At 67.9% G+C, this 16,568-nt stretch carries 17 protein-coding genes and 1 pseudogene; 14 read left to right on the top strand and 4 right to left on the bottom strand.

Going from position 1 to position 16,568, the window contains the following annotated elements; genetic code table 11:
* Positions 1-7: 7 nt before the first annotated feature.
* Genes DIR46_RS16075 through DIR46_RS16060 form a run of 4 tightly spaced genes read left to right on the top strand, consistent with a single transcriptional unit; the run spans position 8 to position 4,680 of the window.
* On the top strand, positions 8-742 hold the full coding sequence (locus DIR46_RS16075) for a response regulator transcription factor (protein WP_109346120.1): 735 nt from the start codon (positions 8-10) through the stop codon (positions 740-742).
* A complete protein-coding gene (locus tag DIR46_RS16070; RefSeq protein ID WP_109346119.1) occupies positions 739-2,322 on the top strand; it encodes a sensor histidine kinase in 1,584 nt (527 codons plus the stop codon). Before DIR46_RS16075 ends, DIR46_RS16070 begins: the two co-directional genes overlap by 4 nt.
* Positions 2,300-2,635, top strand: a complete 336-nt coding sequence (locus DIR46_RS16065) for a DUF4212 domain-containing protein (protein ID WP_109346118.1) — start codon at positions 2,300-2,302, stop codon at positions 2,633-2,635. The genes DIR46_RS16070 and DIR46_RS16065 overlap by 23 nt, the downstream gene beginning before the upstream one ends.
* Positions 2,632-4,680, top strand: a complete 2,049-nt coding sequence (locus DIR46_RS16060) for a sodium:solute symporter family protein (protein ID WP_109346117.1) — start codon at positions 2,632-2,634, stop codon at positions 4,678-4,680. The genes DIR46_RS16065 and DIR46_RS16060 overlap by 4 nt, the downstream gene beginning before the upstream one ends.
* A 92-nt stretch (positions 4,681-4,772) precedes the next feature.
* Here DIR46_RS16060 and purM read toward each other — a convergent pair whose 3' ends face one another.
* Entirely contained in the window at positions 4,773-5,816 is a 1,044-nt protein-coding gene (gene purM, locus DIR46_RS16055) for a phosphoribosylformylglycinamidine cyclo-ligase (RefSeq protein WP_109346116.1), read from the bottom strand.
* A 168-nt stretch (positions 5,817-5,984) separates the two neighbouring features.
* On the opposite strand from purM, the gene hda reads away from it, so the two are divergent.
* The 7 genes from hda (at position 5,985) to thpR (ending at position 11,025) form a co-directional block, all read left to right on the top strand.
* The gene (hda, locus tag DIR46_RS16050; RefSeq protein WP_109346115.1) at positions 5,985-6,668 is read left to right on the top strand and encodes a DnaA regulatory inactivator Hda; all 684 of its coding nucleotides are present in this window, start codon (positions 5,985-5,987) and stop codon (positions 6,666-6,668) included.
* Entirely contained in the window at positions 6,665-7,339 is a 675-nt protein-coding gene (locus DIR46_RS16045; protein ID WP_109346114.1) for an HAD family hydrolase, read from the top strand. The genes hda and DIR46_RS16045 overlap by 4 nt, the downstream gene beginning before the upstream one ends.
* Positions 7,332-8,729 (top strand): polynucleotide adenylyltransferase PcnB, encoded by a 1,398-nt coding sequence (pcnB, locus tag DIR46_RS16040; protein ID WP_109346113.1) that lies wholly within the window; start codon positions 7,332-7,334, stop codon positions 8,727-8,729. Before DIR46_RS16045 ends, pcnB begins: the two co-directional genes overlap by 8 nt.
* On the top strand, positions 8,726-9,199 hold the full coding sequence (gene folK / locus DIR46_RS16035) for a 2-amino-4-hydroxy-6-hydroxymethyldihydropteridine diphosphokinase (protein WP_109346112.1): 474 nt from the start codon (positions 8,726-8,728) through the stop codon (positions 9,197-9,199). Before pcnB ends, folK begins: the two co-directional genes overlap by 4 nt.
* Positions 9,200-9,211: 12 nt before the next feature.
* Positions 9,212-9,559, top strand: a complete 348-nt coding sequence (locus DIR46_RS16030) for a DMT family protein (RefSeq protein WP_005664942.1) — start codon at positions 9,212-9,214, stop codon at positions 9,557-9,559.
* A 76-nt stretch (positions 9,560-9,635) separates the two neighbouring features.
* Positions 9,636-10,502 carry a 3-methyl-2-oxobutanoate hydroxymethyltransferase gene (panB, locus tag DIR46_RS16025; RefSeq protein ID WP_370659942.1) on the top strand — a complete coding sequence of 289 codons (867 nt, stop codon included), beginning with the start codon at positions 9,636-9,638 and terminating at the stop codon, positions 10,500-10,502.
* Between the two features lie 10 nt (positions 10,503-10,512).
* Positions 10,513-11,025: an RNA 2',3'-cyclic phosphodiesterase gene (gene thpR, locus DIR46_RS16020; RefSeq protein WP_109348045.1), complete on the top strand. Its 513-nt coding sequence runs from the start codon at positions 10,513-10,515 to the stop codon at positions 11,023-11,025.
* Here thpR and DIR46_RS16015 read toward each other — a convergent pair.
* The 3 genes and pseudogenes from DIR46_RS16015 to DIR46_RS27950 form a co-directional block, all read right to left on the bottom strand.
* The gene (locus DIR46_RS16015; protein ID WP_109346110.1) at positions 11,015-12,163 is read right to left on the bottom strand and encodes an MFS transporter; all 1,149 of its coding nucleotides are present in this window, start codon (positions 12,161-12,163) and stop codon (positions 11,015-11,017) included. The two genes, thpR and DIR46_RS16015, sit on opposite strands and share 11 nt — an antisense overlap.
* Positions 12,160-12,423: a DeoR/GlpR family DNA-binding transcription regulator gene (locus tag DIR46_RS16010; protein ID WP_162819528.1), complete on the bottom strand. Its 264-nt coding sequence runs from the start codon at positions 12,421-12,423 to the stop codon at positions 12,160-12,162. Before DIR46_RS16010 ends, DIR46_RS16015 begins: the two co-directional genes overlap by 4 nt.
* Positions 12,423-12,935: pseudogene (locus DIR46_RS27950) on the bottom strand (DeoR/GlpR family DNA-binding transcription regulator); the annotation flags it as partial. The pseudogene DIR46_RS27950 and the gene DIR46_RS16010, both read right to left, overlap by 1 nt.
* A 175-nt stretch (positions 12,936-13,110) precedes the next feature.
* Here DIR46_RS27950 and DIR46_RS16000 point away from each other — a divergent pair.
* From DIR46_RS16000 to DIR46_RS15990, 3 genes are all read left to right on the top strand, one after another.
* Positions 13,111-14,169 (top strand): sensor histidine kinase, encoded by a 1,059-nt coding sequence (locus tag DIR46_RS16000; RefSeq protein ID WP_109346108.1) that lies wholly within the window; start codon positions 13,111-13,113, stop codon positions 14,167-14,169.
* Between the two features lie 4 nt (positions 14,170-14,173).
* Complete coding sequence (locus DIR46_RS15995; RefSeq protein ID WP_109346107.1) at positions 14,174-14,920, top strand: LytR/AlgR family response regulator transcription factor; 747 nt, start codon at positions 14,174-14,176, stop codon at positions 14,918-14,920.
* A gap of 101 nt (positions 14,921-15,021) precedes the next feature.
* Positions 15,022-16,482: a high affinity choline transporter 1 gene (locus DIR46_RS15990; RefSeq protein ID WP_109346106.1), complete on the top strand. Its 1,461-nt coding sequence runs from the start codon at positions 15,022-15,024 to the stop codon at positions 16,480-16,482.
* The last annotated feature ends 86 nt before the right edge of the window (positions 16,483-16,568 follow it).

Below are 16,568 nucleotides of genomic sequence, written 5' to 3'. Positions count from 1 at the left end.
TGCCACCATGCGAATTCTGCTCGCCGAAGATGATAGCGTACTTGCTGACGGCCTGACGCGATCCCTGCGCCAGTCCGGCTACGCCATCGATTACGTCAAGAACGGCCAGGATGCCGACACCGCCCTCTCCACCCAGGAGTTCGACCTGCTCATCCTCGATCTCGGCCTGCCGAAGATGTCGGGGCTCGAAGTGCTGCGCCGCCTGCGCGCCCGCGCCTCGCTGCTGCCGGTCCTGATCCTCACCGCCGCCGATTCCGTCGAGCAGCGGGTGGAAGGCCTCGACCTGGGCGCCGACGACTACATGGCCAAGCCGTTCGCCCTGTCCGAACTCGAGGCGCGGGTGCGCGCCCTCACCCGCCGCGGCGCCGGCGGCGGCCCGACCGTGGTGCGCCACGGCCCGCTGGTCTACGACCAGGTCGGCCGCAGCGCCTACATCAACGACCAGATGCTCGACCTGTCGGCGCGCGAGCTCGGCCTGCTCGAGGTGCTGCTGGCGCGCACCGGCCGCCTGGTATCCAAGGAACAATTGGTCGACCATCTGTGCGAATGGGGCGAGGAAGTCTCCAACAACGCGATCGAGGTCTACGTGCACCGCCTGCGCAAGAAGATCGAAGTCGGCGGCGTGCGCATCGCCACCGTGCGCGGCCTGGGCTACTGCCTCGAGAAATACTCCGAGGCCGCAGCAAGCGCCGCCGCCGAACGCGCCGCAGGAACAGCAGCGGCAACCGTCGCCGACAGGTGAACGAACGCGACGCCGGCTTCACGGCCGGACCCGAGCAAACCCCGGCCACGACGGCCGAGCCGACCTACGTCCCGCCGAATCCCGAGCCGGACGAAAACATCCGGCACTCGCTGTTCGGCGAGATCCTCGACTGGATGCTGGCTCCGCTGCTGCTGCTGTGGCCGATGAGCATCGCCATCACCTATCTGGTCGCCAAGTCGATCGCCAACCAGCCCTTCGACGACGCGCTCGAAGACCGGGTCACGGTGCTGGGCCAGCAGATCCGCAGCGTGGGCGGCAAGGCGTCCGGCCAGCTGCATCCGTCCGGTCGCGACATCCTGCGCGCCGACGACGTCGACAGCGTCTATTACCTGCTGGCCGGACCCGACGGCGAACTGCTGGACGGCGACCGCGACCTGCCGCGTCCGCGGATCAACGCGGCCGACGAGCATGCGCGCAGCGGCGCGGTCGAGTTCCGCAACGACAGCATCCACGGCACGCCGATCCGGGTCGCCTACACTTATGTCAACCTCGACCCATTGCACGAGCGTTCCCTGCAGCCGCCGCTCGAGCCGCCTCATTCGCCTCCGCTTGCGCTGGTGCAGGTGGCCGAGACGCTCGACAAACGCGCGCACCTGGCGGGCGAGATCATCAAGGGCGTGATCCTGCCCCAGTTCATCATCCTGCCGGTGATCCTGGCGCTGGTGTGGTTTGCGCTGTCGCGCGGCCTGACCCCGCTGGCCGAGCTGCAGCAGCGCATCCGCGCGCGGCCCCAGGACGACCTGTCGCCGATCGATCCGCGCCAGGTGCCGGAAGAGATCTCGCCGCTGGTCGGCTCCTTCAACGACATGCTCGAACGCCTGGGCGAATCGATGGCGATGCAGAAGCGCTTCATCGCCGACGCCGCGCACCAGATGAAGACCCCGCTGGCCGGCATGCGCATGCAGTCCGAACTGGCCCTGCGCCAGCTCGACCCGGCCGAGATCCACCGCTCGCTGGAACAGCTGGCCAAGAGTTCGGAATCGGCCACGCGCCTGGTGAACCAGCTGCTGGCGCTGGCGCGCGCCGAAAACCAGCCGCAGGCTGGCCTGGCCTTCGCCGAGCTGGACCTGTCGCGCCTGGCCCGCGAAACGGTGCAAGACTGGGTGCAGGCCTCGTTCGCGGGCGAGATCGACCTCGGCTTCGAGCCGCCGGCCGCCGACGAAGGCCCGGTCGTCATCGCCGGCCAGCCGCTGATGCTGCGCGAGCTGCTGTCGAACCTGATCGACAATGCGCTGCGCTACACCCCGGCCGGCGGCAGCGTCACGGTGCGCGTGCGGCGCGACGGCGCCGGCGGACCTGCGCTGCTCGAGGTCGAGGACACCGGCCCCGGCATCGCCGCCAACGAGCGCGAACGCGTGTTCGAGCGCTTCTACCGCATCCTGGGCAGCAATACCCAGGGCAGCGGCCTGGGCCTGGCGATCGTGCGCGAGATCGCCCAGCAGCACGGCGCCCGGATCGACATCTTCAACAACCCGCGCAGCCAGTCCAAGCGCTTCCCGGGCAGCCTGTTCCGCCTGACCTTCCCTCCTCCGCTCCATGAACCCGACGCCGCCCCTTGACCCCCACCAGGACGACGCGGCGCGCCGCCGCGCCGCCAACGCCGTGCACTGGGAACGCACCCGCAAGACGACCCTCCTGCTGCTGGCGCTGTGGCTGGCGACCGGCTTTGGCACCGTGTTCTTCGCGCGCGAGCTGGCGCGCGTCGAGGTGTTCGGCTGGCCGCTGTCGTTCTACATGGCGGCGCAAGGCGCCTCGCTGGTGTCGCTGGCCATCATCGGCTTCTATGCCTGGCGCATGCGCCGGCTGGACCGCGATGCGGCTGCCAATGCTGCGGCAAACACTGCGGCAAGCGCCGGGGATGCGCCACGATGAGCGGCAAGCCACCGTATTTCAGCAAGCTGGCGCGCTACTATCTCTGGTATACCGGCTGCTTCGCGCTGTTCCTGGTCGCCGTCGCCCTGCTCGAGCAGGAAGGCATGCCGCGCCTGTGGATCGGCCACCTGTTCATGTTCGCCACCATCGCCCTGTACGCGATCATCGGCGTGATCTGCCGCACCTCGAGCGTCACCGAATACTACGTCGCCGGACGGCGCGTGCCGGCCATGTTCAACGGCATGGCCACCGCCGCCGACTGGATCTCGGCGGCCAGCTTCATCAGCCTGGCCGGCGGCCTTTATCTGCAGGGCTTCGATGGCCTGGCCTTCATCATGGGCTGGACCGGCGGCTTCGTGCTGGTCGCGCTGCTGATCGCGCCCTACCTGCGCAAGTTTGCCCAGTACACCGTGCCCGACTTCCTGGCGGCGCGCTACGGCGGCGGCGCCGGAGGACGCGGCGGCCCGGTGCGCGCGCTGGCGGTCGGCGCCACCATCCTGGTCTCGTTCACCTATGTGGTGGCGCAGATCTACGCGGTCGGCCTGATCGCTTCGCGCTTCACCGGGGTCGATTTCTCGGTCGGGATCTTCCTGGGCCTGGCGAGCATTTTGGTGTGCTCGTTCCTGGGCGGGATGCGGGCGATCACCTGGACCCAGGTGGCGCAGTACATCATCCTGCTGGTCGCCTTCCTGATTCCAACGATGTGGCTGTCGGCCAAGCACGCCGACAACCCGATCCCCGCGGTGGCCTATGGCTCGCTGATGCCCAAGCTGACCGCGCGCGAGGCCGAACTGGCCAGGGATCCGCGCGAAGAACAGGTGCGCGCCGAGTTTCGCCGCAGGGCCGACGCATACGCGGCGCGGGTCGATGCGCTGCCCGAATCGTGGGAGACCGGCAAGCTGGAAGCCCAGCGCCAGCTGGCAGCGGCGCGTGCGCGCAATGCCTCGCTGACCGAAGTGCGCCAGGCCGAGCGCACGCTGGCCACCTATCCGAACTCGGTGGACGAGGCGCGCTCGCAATGGAGCGAGCGGCGCGACGCCAATCTGGCGCGGGCCCGGCCGCCCGAGCCGCACGCCGAGCCCTTCCCCGGCGCCACCAAAGAAGAATCGGATAAGCGCCGCAACAACTTCCTTGCCGTGGTGTTCTGCCTGATGTTCGGCACCGCGGCGCTACCCCACATCCTGATGCGGGCCTATACCACGCCGTCGGTGAACGATACCCGGGTCTCGGTGTTCTGGACCCTGTTCTTCATCCTGCTGGTCTACCTGACCATCCCGGCGCTGGCGGTGCTGGCCAAGTACGACATCTATACCTCGCTGGTAGGGAGCGACTTCTCGTCGCTGCCCACCTGGATCTCGTACTGGGCCAATGTGGACAAGGCCAATCCTTTGGTGAGCGTGGCCGACATCAACGGCGACGGCATCGTGCAGCTGGCCGAATTCGCGATCGACGCCGACGTGCTGGTGCTGGCGACGCCCGAGATCGGCGGCCTGCCCTACGTGATCGCGGGCCTGGTCGCGGCCGGCGGCCTGGCGGCGGCGCTGTCAACCGCCGACGGCCTGCTGCTGGCGATCTCCAATGCGCTGTCGCACGACGTCTACTATAAAATGGTCAATCCGAGCGCGTCGACCCAGAAGCGGGTCACGATTTCCAAGCTGCTGCTGCTGGGGGTGGCCTTCATCGCCGCCTACGTGGCGTCGCAGAAGCCGGCCGACATCCTGTCGCTCGTGGCTGCGGCGTTCTCGCTCGCGGGCTCCACGCTCTTTCCGGTGCTGGTGCTGGGCGTGTTCTGGAAGCGCGCCAACCACCAGGGGGCGATCGCCGGCATGCTCGTCGGCTTCGCGGTCTGCCTCTGCTACATGCTGAGCACGAGTCCAGCCCTGGGCGGCAGCATGAATGCCGCCTGGTTCGGCATCCTGCCGATGGCGGCCGGGGTGTTCGGGATGCCTGCCGGGATGCTGACCGTGGTCGTGGCCAGCCTGCTCACCGCGCCGCCCAGCCGGGGCAGCGAGGGCATGGTCGACTACATCCGGGCGCCGGAGTAGCCGATCATTGCAGCGGCGCGGCGCGCTAACGACAGCGCACAACGAAGAACGGGCGCCCTCGGGCGCCCGTTTTGCGTTCGGCAGTCCTGCCCTTACAGCACGACGGTCTGCGCCTGGCCTTCTTCGCGGGCGCGGATCTCGCCGATGCGGTACACGGTCTCGCCGGCCGCTTCCAGCTGGGCAAACGCCGCATCCGCGTTTTCTTTCGAGACGATCACGGTCATGCCGATGCCGCAGTTGAACACGCGGTGCATCTCGGCGTCAGCCACGCCGCCGTGCTGCTGCAGCCACTGGAACAGCGGCGGCATGGTCCACGACGAAGCGTCCAGCACGGCGGTGAGGTTATCCTGCAGCACGCGCGGGATGTTCTCGACCAGGCCGCCGCCGGTGATGTGCACCAGGCCTTTGACTTCCATCGAGGACATCAGGCTGAGCAGCGGCTTGACGTAGAGGCGGGTCGGCGCCATCAGCACGTCGGCCAGCTTGCGGCCATGGAAATCGGCCTCGAGGTCGGGCTTGGCCACCTGGATGATCTTGCGCACCAGCGAGTAGCCGTTGGAGTGGATGCCCGACGACGCCAGGCCCAGCACCACGTCGCCCGGGACGATCTTGCTGCCGTCGATGATCTGCGACTTCTCGACCGCGCCGACGGCGAAGCCGGCCAGGTCGTATTCGCCGTCCGGGTACATGCCCGGCATTTCGGCGGTTTCGCCGCCCAGCAGCGCGCAGCCCGACTCTTCGCAGCCCTTGGCGATGCCCGAGACCACGGCGGTGGCGGTCGCCACGTCCAGCTTGCCGCAAGCAAAGTAATCGAGGAAGAACAGCGGCTCGGCGCCCTGCACCAGGATGTCGTTGACGCTCATGGCGACCAGGTCGATGCCGACCGTGTCGTGGCGGTTCAGTTCGAACGCCAGCTTGAGCTTGGTGCCCACGCCGTCGGTGCCGGATACCAGGACCGGTTCCTTGAACTTCTTGCTGATCTCAAACAGACCGCCGAAGCCGCCGATGCCGCCCAGCACGCCTTCGCGCATGGTGCGCTTGGCAAGGGGCTTGATCGCTTCGACCAGGGCGTCGCCGGCATCGATATCGACACCCGCGTCGCGGTAGGAGAGAGAAACATTAGATGGTTGGCTCATGGTATTTGGCAGCGGAGGCGGTAAAATAGGAGGCGACCGGCGAAACTGGTCAATCCACTATTTTAGCAAAACGGTTCATCCAATATCCCGTTTAACGAATATAACAGCGAAACTTGACCTTACTGGCATGCCATTTTTCCCTACGTCAGGCATGAAACGGCCCACGCCATGAAACAGCTGGTGCTCGATTTAGGCGCCGAGCCGGCCCAGAGCCTCGACACCTTCCAGGTGGGGGCGAATGCCGAGATGGCGCACCTGATGCACCTGTTCGCCGAGCGCAGCTCGCGCGAGCACTTCGCATACCTGTGGGGCGACACCGGCGCCGGCAAGACCCACCTGCTGCACGGACTGGCGGCCAGCCCCGGCGCGCGCTATATCGCGGCCGACGCGCCCGCCGCCGATTTCCTGCACGCGCCCGACGTCACGCTCTACCTGCTGGACGATTGCGACCGCCTGAGCCCGCAGCGCCAGATCGACGCCTTCTCCCTGTTCAACCAGATCCGCGAGCATGGCGCCTACATGGTCTGCACCGGGCCGGTGCCGCCGGCCGTGCTGCAGGTGCGCGAAGACCTGCGCACGCGCATGGGCTGGGGCCTGGTGTACCAGATCCACGGCCTGTCGGACGACCAGAAGATCGAAGCGCTGACGCACGCCGCCGAGGCGCGTGGTTTGACCTTGTCGGCCAGCGTGTTACCCTATTTGTTGTCTCATTTCAAACGCGACATGCGTTCCCTGTCGACCATGCTGGACGCCCTGGACCAGTATTCGCTCGAAACCCAGCGCCCGGTCACGCTGCCCCTGCTGCGCGACCTGCTGTTGCAAGAGAACCTGCCGCTTGAACCCAAAGAATGAAAAACCTTGCCCTGTTTGACCTCGACCACACCCTGCTGCCGCTCGATTCGGACCATGAATGGGGCGAATTCCTGGCGCGGGTCGGCGCGGTCGACGGCGATGCCTACCGCGCCCGCAACGACGCCTTCTTCGCCCAGTACAACGCCGGCGTGCTCGACCCGGTCGAATACCTGGAGTTCGCGCTCGGCACCCTGGCGGGCTTTCCCCGTCACGAACTCGAATCCCTCCATGCGCGTTACATGCGCGAAGTGATCGAGCCCGCGATCAAGCCGCAGGCCCTGAAGCTGGTGCGAGAGCACCAGGCCGCCGGTGACCTGGTGGCGATCATCACCGCCACCAACCACTACATCACGGCGCCGATCGCGGCCGCCTTCGGCGTCGAGCACCATATCGCGGCCATGCCCGAGCGCGACGCCGCCGGCAATCTCACCGGACGCCTGGCGGGCACCCCGACCTCGGGGCCCGGCAAGATCACGCATATGCACGCCTGGCTGGAACGCCTGGGGCAGCCGTTCGGCAGCTTCGGCCGCAGCCATTTCTACAGCGATTCGCACAACGACATTCCGCTGCTGTCCATCGTCTCCCATCCGGTCGCGACCAATCCGAGCGCCGCGCTCGCGAGCCACGCGCAGCAACAGGGCTGGCCAACCATCCAACTATTCAATGATTAAAAAATTCATCCGTAAAATCCTGGGTGTGAAAGACCAGCGCGACGCCACCGAACCGACCATCCTCGGCCCGGCCGAACACGGCATCGATCCCAAGAATGTCTCGTCGAACGCGATCCGCGTCACGCAAACCCTGCAGGAAGCCGGCTTCAAGGCCTTCGTCGTCGGCGGCGCCGTGCGCGACCTGCTGCTGGGCGTGAAGCCCAAGGACTTCGACATCGCCACCGACGCCACGCCCGAGCAGGTCAAGAAACTGTTCCGGCGCGCCTTCATCATCGGCCGCCGGTTCCAGATCGTGCACGTGATGTTCGGCCAGGACCTGCTGGAGGTGACCACCTTCCGCGGCAACGGCAGCGACAACGCGCCCAAGGACGAACATGGCCGCGTCCTGCGCGACAACAGCTTCGGTCCGCAGCACGAAGACGCGGCGCGACGCGACTTCACGATCAATGCGATGTACTACGATCCGGCCACCCAGTCGGTGCTGGACTACCACGGCGGCATCGAGGACATCCGCGCCAAGACCTTGCGCATCATCGGCATGCCCGAGGCGCGCTACCGCGAAGACCCGGTGCGCATGCTGCGCGTGGTGCGTTTCGCGGCCAAGCTGGGCTTCACGATCGAGCCGACCACACGCGCGCCGATCCCCGTCATGGCCCCGCTGATCGACAATGTGCCGGCGGCGCGCGTGTTCGACGAGATGCTCAAGCTGCTGCTGTCGGGCCACGCCCTGGCCTGCCTCAAGGAGCTGCGCTCGGCCGGCCTGCACCATGGCCTGCTGCCGCTGCTGGACGTCGTGCTCGAGCAGCCGATCGGCATGAAGTTCGTGACCCTGGCGCTCGATTCGACCGATGCGCGCGTCAAGGCCGGCAAGGGCGTCTCGCCCGGGTTCCTGTTCGCGTCGCTGCTGTGGCACCAGGTGCTGGAAAAATGGACCGCCTACCGCGCCGCGGGCGAAGCGCCGATTCCCGCGCTGCACCTGGCGGCCGACGCCGTGCTCGAAACGCAGACCGAGAACCTGGCCCTGCAGCGCCGCATCGCCACCGACATGCGCGACATCTGGGCCATGCAGCCGCGTTTCGAGCGCCGCGCCGGCCGCGCGCCGTACAAGCTGCTGGAACACCCGCGCTTCCGCGCCGGCTATGACTTCCTGCTGCTGCGCTGCGCCTCGGGAGAATTGCCGGCCGAAGTGGGCGAATGGTGGACCGAGTTCTATGCGGCCGAAGGCGGCGACCGCGAGCGCCTGGTGGCTGCGGCCGGCACGCGCGAGCGCGAAGGCGGCGCGGCCAATGGCGCGCCCAAGAAGCGTCGTCCCCGCCGCGGTCCGCGCAAGAATACTGGTGAAGGCGGCGGCGAACGCAGCCCGGCGCCAGCAGGCGGCAGCGAAGAATGATCGCCTGGGTCGGGATCGGCGCCAACCTGGGCGACGCGCAGGCGAACGTGCTCGACGCGCTGGCGCGCCTGGCGCGGCTCGGCGGCAGCACCCTGCTGCACACCTCGAGCCTGTACCGCACCGCCCCGATCGACTCGAGCGGCGACGACTACATCAACGCCGTGGCCTGCCTCGACACCACGCTGGCGCCCCACGACCTGTTGCGAGCGCTGCAGGACATCGAACAGGCCCATGGCCGCGAGCGGCCCTATCACAACGCGCCGCGCACGCTCGACCTCGACCTGCTGCTGTACGGCGACGAAGTCATCGCCAGCCCGGCCTTGAGCGTGCCGCATCCGCGCATGCATGAACGCGCCTTCGTGCTGCAGCCGCTGCTCGAGATCGCCCCCGACATCGACATTCCCGGCCATGGCCCGGCGCGCAGTTTCGCGGCGCTGGTGGCCGGCCAGACCATCGCCAGACTCGCGTAGAAAGCGCATGCCATGAACCTGCCCGTCTGGGCCCAGACCACGGGCCTCCTGATCCTGTCGAACGTCTTCATGACCTTCGCCTGGTACGGCCACCTGAAAGGCCTGCAGCACCGCGCCTGGTACGTGGCGGCCCTGATCAGCTGGGGCATCGCGCTGTTCGAGTACCTGCTGCAGGTGCCGGCCAACCGCATCGGCCATACCCAGTTCTCGCTGGCGCAGCTCAAGATCATGCAAGAGGCGATCACCCTGACCGTGTTCGTGCCGTTCGCGATGTTCTACATGAACGAACCGTTCAAGCTCGACTACGTCTGGGCCGGCCTGTGCCTGGTCGGCGCCGTCTACTTCATCTTCCGTTCATGACGGTTTGCCTGCAGCTTCGCATGCGCCGCATTACACTACGCGAATCTGGACGTTCCAGTTTTACCAAAGGATTTGTATGAGCTCTTATTTGCAGGGTAACGATATGGCCACGACCGGCGCCGCCACGGTGCCGACGCCGGTGCCCGCGTTGCCGAAGGCCGTGACCGTTCCCGCGCTGCTCGCCAAGCGCGCAGCCGGCGACAGGATCGCGATGCTGACCTGCTACGACGCCAGTTTCGCCTCGCTGATGGACCGCTGCGGCGTCGAGATCCTCTTGATCGGCGACTCGCTGGGCATGGTCTGCGCCGGCCACGACTCGACCCTGCCGGTGACGGTGGCCGACATGGTCTATCACACGGCCTCGGTCGCGCGCGGCAACAAGAACGCGCTGGTGCTGGCCGACATGCCCTTCGGCAGCTACGGCAACCCGCAGCAAGCCTACGACAGCGCGGTGCAGCTGATGCGCGCCGGCGCCCACATGGTCAAGATCGAGGGCGGCGCCTGGCTGGCCGACACCGTGCGCCTGCTGGTCGAGCGCGGCATTCCGGTGTGCGCCCACATCGGCCTGACCCCGCAGTTCGTGCACCAGCTGGGCGGCTTCAAGGTGCAGGGCAAGACCGGCGAAGGCGCCGAGCGCCTGAAGAACGACGCGCTGGCGCTGCAGGCGGCCGGTGCGGCCGTGGTGCTCCTCGAGGCGGTGCCGGCGGCGCTGGGCAAGGAAGTCACCGAGCTGCTGTCGGTGCCGACCATCGGCATCGGCGCCGGTCCCGACTGCTCGGGCCAGGTGCTGGTGATGCACGACCTGCTGGGCGTGTTCCCGGGCCGCAAGGCGCGCTTCGTCAGGAACTTCATGGATGGCCAGACCAGCATCGACGCGGCCGTCATGGCCTATGTGGCGGCCGTGAAGGACGGCAGCTTCCCGGCGCCGGAGCACTGCTTCTGATGTGAGCATCATGGGCCAGCAAGAGACATCGCGTCTGTTCCTGGCCCTGTGGCCGTCGGCCACGATACGCGCCCAGCTGCGCGCGCGGCGCGATGCCTGGCCGTGGCCACGCGGCGCAACGCCGGTCCATGCCGACAAGCTGCACCTCACCCTGCACTTCCTGGGCGACGTTCCCTCCGAACGCTTGCCCGAACTTCTCGAGCGATTCGCAGTCCCGTTCGAAGCGTTCCGGCTCGATCTCGGCATGCCGGTGCTGTGGCCGCACGGAATCGCGGTGCTCGAACCGCTGGCCGTACCGCCCGAACTGCTGGCGCTGCACGCGCGGCTGGCGGATGCGCTGGTGGGCCTTGGCTTGCAAGCCGAGGCGCGCAGCTACCGGCCGCACGTCACCATGGCGCGCCGCGCCAGCGGCGTCGCCGTGCCGGAGAACGGTCCGGCCATCGCATGGCAGGCCGACGGCTACGCGCTGGTCGAATCGCAGGGCGGCGTCTACACCGTCCTGCGCGAATACATCAGCGCTTGAGCACCCCCGCGCTCAGCGCGATCACGATCCCCGACAGCGACAGCGCGCCGAGCGCCACCATCACGCTCGAGTGCACCGCCACCCAGCCCAGCACCGGCGGCGCCAGCAGCAGGCCGCCATAGCCCAGCGTGGCCACCGCCGCCACGCCCGCGCCGGGATGCATGCCGGGGATGCGCGCGGCGGCGCCGAACAGCAGCGGCACCACGTTCGCCGCGCCCAGGCCGACCAGGGCGAAGCCGCAGCTCGACATCACGAAATTGGTGCTGAGGACCGCCAGCGCCAGGCCGGCGAACATGGCCAGGCCGCCGATCACCATTACCCGCATCGCGCCGACCCGCAGGATGATGCGGTCGCCGGCGAAGCGGCAGGCCGCCATCGCGATCGAGAACGCCGAGTAGCCCAGCGCCGCCGACGCCGGCGAGGCGCCGGTGCGCTCCTCGAGCAGCAGCGCGCTCCAGTCGACCAGCGCGCCTTCGACCGCGAAGCACAGCAGCGCCAGCAGGCCCAGGCCGAGGGCGGCGCCGCGCGGCAGCATGAAGTGGCTGCCGCTCGCATGCGCGGCGAAGCCCAGCACGCGCGGCGCCGTCAGGGCGAGCACCACGGCGGTCGCGATCGCCACCATCAGGGCGCCTCCGCCATGCCCCAGGCCCTGGCCGACCAGCACGCCGCCCAGGCTCGCACCGAACAGGCCGCCCAGGCTGAAGAAGCCGTGGAACGACGACATGGTGGGCAGGCCGCGCGCGCTCTCGACCTCGCTGGCGTTGGCGTTCATGGCCACGTCCAGCGCGCCGTTGGACACGCCGAACAGGAAGGCCGCCACGAACAGCAGCGGCAGGTTCGGCACGCCCATGACCACGGCCGTCATCAGGGCGAAGGCGAAGCCCGACAGCAGCACCATGCGGCGCGTGCCGAAGCGGCCGGTCAGGCCGCCCATCAGCGGCATCGCCATCAGGGCGCCCCCGGCGATCGTCAGCAGCACCAGGCTGAGCATGCCGGTATCGATGCCCATGCGCGCCTGCACGGTCGGCACGTGGGCCGCCCACAGGCCGATGCCGGCGCCGTTGAGCAGGAAGACGGTCGAGATGGCCCAGCGGCCGGCTTCGATGCTGCGTGGTTCGATGGTGGAGACGTGGGTCATGCCGGGGCCTTGTTGGTGAGGGTGATGTCGAGTGCGGGATGGCGTTCGCGCAGGGAGGCGATGGCGGCAAGCGGCGCATCGGCCTCCAGCACCAGGTGGTCGATCTCGTCCAGCCCCCCGAACACGAAGGGAGCGCTGTCGTCGAAGCGTTCGTTGAGGACGGCGACCGCGCGCCGCACGCTCGCGGCCAGCATGGCCCCTTGAGCGCCGCTTCCTCGGGATTCGAAGCGGCCAGGCCGCGCGCGGGATCGATCGCGCACACGCCCACCAGGGCCAGGTCGGGCCGCAGGCGCTGCACTTCGGCCAGGGTGGCGGCGCCGATCACGGCGCCCTCGTTCGGATGATAGGTCCCGCCCAGCAGCACGATGCGGGTACGCTGGAAGCCGCCCAGCGCCAGCGCGATCTGCGGGCTGTTGGTGACGATGGTGGCGCAGCAGCCGTCTACCAGGGTGCGCGCCAGCGCCAGGTGGGTCGAACCGGCGTCGATGAGCATCGTGTCGCCGGGGCGGATGCATGCGCGCAGGCCCTGCGCCAGCTGCGTCTTGCGCGGCAGGTCGCTGGCGGCGCGCTGCTCGAAGTTCTCCGCCGGCCGCAGGCGGATCGCGCCGCCGTGCACGCGCCGCAGCAGGCCGGCCGCATCGAGGTCGCGCAGGTCGCGCCGGATCGTGTCTTCGGACGTCGCCAGGCGCTCCGCCAGCTCGGCCGCCAGTACCCGCCCTTCGCGCTCGACCGCGTCGACGATCGCCTGGCGTCGTTCTTCCGGTAATTGCATTTCTTCTCCAGTTTGCTTGCGTCGTCAATTTACACAAACATGCAAATTAACGCAATAACATGCAAGATCACGCACACGATCGACTCGTCGCATCCAGTTCGCAGTTGACGCCGTATTTCCTGCAACCTGGCGCAGGCCATCACGCAGGCGACGCAATCTCGACGATACTGAATGGATGAACCCGATCAAGTCCATCTCCCTGGCCCCGATGTGGCGCGGATATATCGCCATCTGGCTGGCGTACATCATGCTGATCGCAGTGGTGCTCCAGACTGACGCCCTGCTGACCGGGAATTTCAACCCGGCGATGATCTTTTACGCCTTCGCCAGCATCGCGCCTTCGGCAATCGTGCTGACGCTGGTCTGGCCCCTCACCGGCTGGTTCGAGCGGCGCGGCGTGGGGCTGGGGTGGCGCTGCGCGATCCACTTCGCGGCTGCGCTGACCTTCGCCTTCGGTGCGCACGTGCTGCTGACGCTCATGCAGGAGCCGCTCGAGCGCGGGCTCGCGTGGCATGTCTGGCCGTTCCTGTACAACGTCATGAGCTACGCCGTCGTGGCCGGCCTGTTCCACACGATGCGCGCCACCGCCGCCACCCAGCGCCAGGCGCTGGCGGCCCAGCAGGCGCGCACGCTGCTCGTTGCCGCCGAACTCGGCGCGCTGCGCAGCAAGCTCAACCCGCACTTTCTCTTCAACACCCTGCACTCGATCATCGCCCTCACCCAGCGCAACCCCGCCGCCGCCGAGACGGCGCTGTTCCAGTTCTCGGACATGCTGCGCTATGTGCTCGATACCGAACGCGCTGGCGCCGACCGCGTGACGCTCGACGCCGAGCTTCAGTTCGCGCGCGACTACCTGGAGCTGGAACAGCTGCGCCTCGGGCCGCGCCTGCAGGTGCACTGGGATCTCGATCCCGACCTGGGGGACGTCGTGCTGCCGGCCCTGACCCTGCAACCGCTGATCGAGAACAGCATCAAGCACGCCTTCAATCCCTATACCCGTCCCGGCCTGCTGCGCATCGAGAGCCGGCGCGACCCGCAGGCCGGCATGCTGCGCCTGACCGTGAGCGACGACGGCCCGGGCGCCACGCAAGAGACGATCGACGCCTCGCCCGGCCTGGGCATCCGCACCATCGGCCGCCGCCTCGAACTCGATTACGCGGGCCGCGCCTGCTTGAGCATCGATTCCCGTCCCGGCGCCGGCTTCGCCGCCCGCGTCACCCTGCCCATCGCCTGACACCATGACCAAGACCGCAAAGACCGTGTTTTTCGCCGAAGACGAGCCGCTCGCGCGCGACGTGCTGCGCGACGCCATCTATGCCCACCCTGGCCTGCGCCTGGTGGGCGAAGCCGCCGACGGCGCCAGCGCGCTCGAGCGCATCGGGCAGCTGCGGCCCGATGTCGTGTTCATGGACATCCAGATGCCCGAGATGACAGGCCTCGAAGTGCTGCGCCGGCTCGACTACCTGCCGCAGATCGTGTTCACCACCGCCTACGACCAGTACGCGGTGACCGCCTTCGAGCTGCACGCGGTCGACTACCTGCTCAAGCCGTTTACCAGGGCGCGCTTCGCGGCCAGCGTGGCGCGCCTGCTGGAAGGAGCGACGCAGGAGCGGGCCGGCCTCGAGGATGCGCTGGCGCGCGCGGCAAGCGGCCCGGGGCGGCTGGACCGCATCCTGGTGCGCGACCGCGGCCGCATCTTCCCGCTCGCCGTGGGCGAGATCGAATACATGAAGGCCGATTCGAAGTACACGGTGATCGCCGCGCGCGGCCAGCACTTCCTGGTGCGGATCGGGATCTCGGAGCTGGAGACCCAGCTCGACCCGCGCCGCTTCATCCGCGTGCACCGCTCGGCGCTGATCAACCTCGATTTCGTCGAATCGATGCGCGCCGACGAGCAGTCGCAGCTGCAGATCTTCATGCGCGACGGCGCCTGCATCGGCGCCAACCGCGAGGCGTCCAGACTGTTGCGCGAGATGGCGATCTAGACCGGCGAAACGGCAAAGTTGGGCCTGCCGCCGGCTTCTGCATTTATAATCGCGAATTTTCCGCCCGATAATAATTCCTGGCCTTCGGAGCATTCACCAGCATGAATATCACCCTGATCTCTTTCGTCGTGCTCTACCTGTTGGGTACGCTTGCCCTGGGCATGTGGGCGGGCACGCGGATCAAGAACACCAGCGACTTCGCCGTCGCCGGCCGCAGCCTGCCGCTGATCATGGTGATCACCACGACCTTCGCCACCTGGTTTGGCGCCGAGACCGTGATGGGCATCCCGGCCAAGTTCGTGCAGGGCGGCCTGAACGCGGTGGTGGAGGATCCGTTCGGGGCCGGCATGTGCCTGATCCTGGTCGGCGTGTTCTTCGCCGCCCGGCTCTATAAACTGAACCTGCTGACGATCGGCGACTACTACCGCCAGCGCTACGGCAAGGGCATCGAGGTGTTCTGCTCGGTGGCCATCATCATGAGCTACCTGGGCTGGGTCGCGGCCCAGATCACGGCGCTGGGCCTGGTGTTCTCGGTGCTGACCGCCGGCGCCATGTCGCCGGCCACGGGCATGATCGTCGGCACGCTGACGGTGCTGATCTACGTGGTGGTGGGCGGCTTCCTGGCCGTGGCCGTGACCGACTTCATCCAGATGATCGTGCTGGTGGTGGGCATGAGCGTGATCGCCTGGTTCGCCGCCGACCTGGCCGGTGGCGCCGGCAACGTGCTGGCGATGGCCCAGCAGGCCGACCTGTGGCGCTTCCTGCCCGAGCCGAGCCTGAAGGACGTGATGTTCTTCATCGCCGCCGCGATCACCATGATGTTCGGCTCGATCCCGCAGCAGGACGTGTTCCAGCGCGTGATGTCGGCCAAGGACGCGCCGACCGCGCGCACCGGCGCCATCATCGGCGGCGCCAGCTACATCGTGTTCGCCTTCGTGCCGATGTTCATCGTGGCCGCCGCCGTGGTCGTGATGGGCAGCACCGCGCTCGACCTGGCCCAGAACGACTACCAGCGTCTGCTGCCGACCTTCGTGATGACGCAGATGCCGCTGTTCATGCAGATCCTGTTCTTCGGCGCCCTGCTGTCGGCGATCAAGAGCACCTCGTCGGCCACCCTGCTGGCGCCGTCGACCAGTTTTGTGGAGAACATCCTCAAGAACCTGCGTCCCGGCATGACCGACCGCGAACAGCTGTTCGCGATGCGTATCTCGATCGTGGTGTTCGCGGCCCTGGTGCTGCTGTACGCGATCGCGATGGAAGGCACTTCGATCTACGAACTGGTGTCGGGCGCCTACCAGGTGCCGCTGGTCGGCGCCTTCATCCCGCTGGTGATGGGCCTGTACTGGAAGCGCGCGACCACCCAGGGCGCGATCCTGTCGATCGGCGCGGGGCTGTTCACCTGGATCCTGTTCTTCGAGCAGATCTCGTCGCTGGGCGAGCACTTCCCGGGCCAGCTGGCCGGCCTGATCGCGGCCTTCATCGGGATGGTGGCGGGGTCGCTGGCGCCGCAGGTGTTGAAGAATCGTGGCGAGACGCAGGACGTGCTGGAGGCGCGGGCCTAAGCCTCGGCCATTTTTATGCCGGTTGAACGCGTGGACGGGAGCCCCGTCCACGCGTCCAGTCAGCGCATGACCATCCGGAGCGCCTA

This window comes from Massilia oculi (assembly GCF_003143515.1).
GTDB lineage: Bacteria > Pseudomonadota > Gammaproteobacteria > Burkholderiales > Burkholderiaceae_D > Telluria > Telluria oculi.
The sequence above is the reverse complement of the archived record's forward strand: the minus strand, read 5'-3'. Positions and strand labels throughout refer to the sequence as shown.

Bases quoted from the DNA above. Each gene is read 5' to 3' on its own strand.
- DIR46_RS16075 (WP_109346120.1), top strand. From the start codon at position 8: ATGCGAATTCTGCTCGCCGAAGATGATAGCGTACTTGCTGACGGCCTG.
- DIR46_RS16065 (WP_109346118.1), top strand. From the start codon at position 2,300: ATGAACCCGACGCCGCCCCTTGACCCCCACCAGGACGACGCGGCGCGC.
- DIR46_RS16060 (WP_109346117.1), top strand. From the start codon at position 2,632: ATGAGCGGCAAGCCACCGTATTTCAGCAAGCTGGCGCGCTACTATCTC.
- purM (WP_109346116.1), bottom strand. From the start codon at position 5,816: ATGAGCCAACCATCTAATGTTTCTCTCTCCTACCGCGACGCGGGTGTC.
- hda (WP_109346115.1), top strand. From the start codon at position 5,985: ATGAAACAGCTGGTGCTCGATTTAGGCGCCGAGCCGGCCCAGAGCCTC.
- DIR46_RS16045 (WP_109346114.1), top strand. From the start codon at position 6,665: ATGAAAAACCTTGCCCTGTTTGACCTCGACCACACCCTGCTGCCGCTC.
- pcnB (WP_109346113.1), top strand. From the start codon at position 7,332: ATGATTAAAAAATTCATCCGTAAAATCCTGGGTGTGAAAGACCAGCGC.
- folK (WP_109346112.1), top strand. From the start codon at position 8,726: ATGATCGCCTGGGTCGGGATCGGCGCCAACCTGGGCGACGCGCAGGCG.
- DIR46_RS16030 (WP_005664942.1), top strand. From the start codon at position 9,212: ATGAACCTGCCCGTCTGGGCCCAGACCACGGGCCTCCTGATCCTGTCG.
- panB (WP_370659942.1), top strand. From the start codon at position 9,636: ATGAGCTCTTATTTGCAGGGTAACGATATGGCCACGACCGGCGCCGCC.
- thpR (WP_109348045.1), top strand. From the start codon at position 10,513: ATGGGCCAGCAAGAGACATCGCGTCTGTTCCTGGCCCTGTGGCCGTCG.
- DIR46_RS16015 (WP_109346110.1), bottom strand. From the start codon at position 12,163: ATGACCCACGTCTCCACCATCGAACCACGCAGCATCGAAGCCGGCCGC.
- DIR46_RS16000 (WP_109346108.1), top strand. From the start codon at position 13,111: ATGAACCCGATCAAGTCCATCTCCCTGGCCCCGATGTGGCGCGGATAT.
- DIR46_RS15995 (WP_109346107.1), top strand. From the start codon at position 14,174: ATGACCAAGACCGCAAAGACCGTGTTTTTCGCCGAAGACGAGCCGCTC.
- DIR46_RS15990 (WP_109346106.1), top strand. From the start codon at position 15,022: ATGAATATCACCCTGATCTCTTTCGTCGTGCTCTACCTGTTGGGTACG.